General features: G+C 65.1%; 3 protein-coding genes. 1 reads left to right on the top strand and 2 read right to left on the bottom strand.

The annotated features are described in order from the left end of the window. The first annotated feature begins 77 nt into the window (after positions 1 to 77). Positions 78 to 1,270 (top strand): IS3 family transposase gene (locus tag D477_RS00235; RefSeq protein WP_085940426.1). Its coding sequence is split into 2 segments (ribosomal slippage): positions 78 to 348 and positions 348 to 1,270, totalling 1,194 coding nucleotides; the frame shifts between segments, so codons are not numbered across the junction. A gap of 9 nt (positions 1,271 to 1,279) precedes the next feature. On the opposite strand, the gene D477_RS21500 is transcribed toward D477_RS00235, so the two are convergent. Further along, positions 1,280 to 1,744, bottom strand: a complete 465-nt coding sequence (locus tag D477_RS21500; protein WP_190273480.1) for a reverse transcriptase domain-containing protein — start codon at positions 1,742 to 1,744, stop codon at positions 1,280 to 1,282. Between the two features lie 593 nt (positions 1,745 to 2,337). Continuing rightward, positions 2,338 to 2,911: Glu/Leu/Phe/Val family dehydrogenase (locus tag D477_RS00225; RefSeq protein ID WP_005266109.1), on the bottom strand; the 574-nt coding region annotated here is incomplete at its 5' end.

Below are 2,911 nucleotides of genomic sequence, written 5' to 3'. Positions count from 1 at the left end.
CCACTGGTGAGCCTAGAGATTTCGGACAGTGGACCCTCTTAAAATCGGAGGGACTACTGAAATGAGGAATCTGCAGAATGTCTGCATCACGTCGACGGTTCACCCAGGAATTCAAGGATGAGCTGTGCGAGGAAGTGGTTTCCACTTCCAAAACGATCAAGGCCGTGGCCGACGAGAACGGTGTCGGTGCCGAGACACTTCGCACCTGGCTGAAGAAGTACCGGGCCGCAGGGCACGCCCCCGAGGAGCAGGACGGGCCGCTGAGCGTTTCCGAGCGGGCACGGCTGAAGGAGCTTGAGCGTGAGAACCGGGAGCTGAAGGCCGAGGCCGCGTTCCTAAAAAAAGCCGCCGCATACTTCGCGAGGGAGCCACGGTAGTGGCGAAGTATGAGTTCATCGACTCCCTGCGCAGCGCCCCGGAAAACCCGTACCCGTTGGTGAAGATGTGCCGGTGGCTGTCCGTGTCCGCGTCCGGGTTCTATGACTGGCTTAAGCGCCCGGTCTCGGCGACCGCGGCCCGCCGGCAGGCGATCACCGCCCGTGTGAGGCATTTCTTCAAGGCCTCGGACGGCACGTACGGCTACCGGCGGATCCACGCCGATCTGGCCGATGAGGGCACCGCCTGTTCGCCGGAGCTGGTTCGCCAGATCATGCGCGATGAGGGGCTGGTGCCGTGCCAGCCGCGGCCGTTCAGGACCACCACGGCCGCCGATGCCGAAGCCGCTGCGAGGATCCCGGATCTGGTCCGGCGGGACTTCACCGCCGAGCGGCCCGGGATCAAATTCGTCGGCGACATCACCTACATCCATACCTGGCAGGGCTTCGTCTATCTGGCCACGGTGATCGACTGCTATTCGAAGAAGGTCGTGGGCTGGTCCATCGCCGATCACATGCGTTCGGAGCTGGTCGAGACGGCTCTCAGGAACGCCGCGGCAACGACTGTGATCGAGCCCGGCGCCATCTGGCATTCGGACCGTGGCAGTCAGTACACCTCGGCCTCCTTCCGCGCCCTCGTCCAAAGCCTGGGCATGCGCTCCTCCATGGGCCGCACCGGCGTGTGCTGGGACAACGCGGCCGCCGAATCGTTCTTCTCCGCGCTGAAGAACGAGCGAGTGTACCGCACCGTCTACGCGACAAAGAAGCAGGCCCGCCGAGACGTCATCCGCTACATCGAAGGCTTCTACAACGCCCGCCGCAGGCACTCAGCCCTGGATTACCGGTACCCCAACGACGTCCACTACAGTTACCAACAGCCCGCCAAGGCAGCATAGGAAAAACCATCAATTCCGCTGTCCGAAATTCGCGAAGCAGCCCAACTTACAGCCCTGTTCAATCACGGTCCGGGCGACCCGGACCGCGTTATGGGCGCTCTTGTCCGGCCGGAACCCGTACGAGACCGGCACGAACCCCGGATCAAAGACCGGAACGAGCACCTGTGCGATTGCCTGCTGGATCAACCGGTCCAGCACGGCCGGCACGCCAAGCTTCCGCTCACCGCCGTCAGGTTTGGGAATCATCACCTGACGCACCGGCAGCGGACGGTACGTGCCCGCATCGAGTTGTTCCCGGATACCTGCCCAATGTCCTAAGCACCACGAACGGAGCTCGTCCGTACGCAGTCCGTCAGCACCAGGAGCACCCCGGTTCGCCTCGACACGGCGTAACGCAGCCAGCAGGTTCTCCCGCGAGAACACCAGTCCCCACAGATCTTCCTGCCGGTCGCTGACAGTATTACCGGCACGCACCGGGGCATCACTACGCTCAGGCAGGGGCCCTCTCGGATTCACCGATACCTCCACGCTGTCTGGCCCGCGCACGGCGGGGTGGCTGCGATTACCGTGATGCCCACGAGCAATGCCCGTTCAACATGTCATTTCCCAACGTTCGGCCCTTCCCGACAATCTTGCGATTCCCGCCGGTACTACGGCCTCGGCTGACTTCTGCCCCGTCAGACCAACCCTTAAGGCTGATCCGCTCCGACACCCTTGAAGGGCACCGGCGCACCGGGACAGACCTCCCCGGATAAGAACATTTACTTTCCCCCTGCCCCCGCCGCATTTACACCCCGGCCGTTTCGGTGGAACGGGCTTCAGCTTCTTCAGCAGCCTTACCCCGACCGGAATGCCTTCTATGTGGTTCGTGTCCCTCGGTGCAGGGATTTGCCTCCGGCTTCCTTCCCACCCCACCTCACGGTGACGCAGTTGCCATCAGCTAGGAGTTAAACCACCTTCTCCTCCAGAGGACTCACACCTCCAAGCAAATGCCCATGCCGGGCGTACTAAAGCAGCGGCCCCGCCCCGGTAAGGGACGGCGCCGCTGCTGTGTGTTCCCCCGCGGTTTACGGGTAGAGGCCGCGGATCTGGTGGGCTTCGGCGACCTTCTGCACGGCGGTCACGGTCGCGGCTTCGCGCAGGCTCAGCCCGCGCCCGGCCGCGGTGGCGGTGACGCCGTCCCAGGCGGCGAGCATGCGGGCCTCGAGGCGCTCGTCGACCTCCTGGGCGCTCCACCAGTAGGCGTTGGAACCCTGGACCCACTCGAAGTAGGAGACGATCACGCCGCCGGCGTTGGCCAGGATGTCCGGGACCACCAGCTTCCCGGCCTGCTCGAAGACCGCATCGGCGGCGGCGGTGGTGGGCCCGTTGGCACCCTCGACTATGATTCCGGCCCGGATCCGGTGCGCGTTGGATTCGTTGAGCACCCCCTCCACCGCGGCCGGGACCAGCAGGTCCACCTCCAGCTCCAGCAGCGCCTGCGCTTCCAGCGGGTCGGCGCCGGCGAACCCGGTCACCGAGCCGGTGTCGGCCACGTGCTGCTGCAGGGCCTCGATGTCCAGGCCCTTGGGGCGGTGCACGGCCCCGTACTGGTCCGCGACCGCCACGACCTTGACCCCGGCCTCGGCCAGGTGCAGGGCG

The organism is Arthrobacter crystallopoietes BAB-32 (assembly GCF_000328305.2).
Taxonomy (GTDB): Bacteria; Actinomycetota; Actinomycetes; order Actinomycetales; family Micrococcaceae; genus Crystallibacter; species Crystallibacter crystallopoietes_A.
Note: the sequence above shows the minus strand (reverse complement) of the source record. Positions and strands in the feature narration are given on the sequence as shown.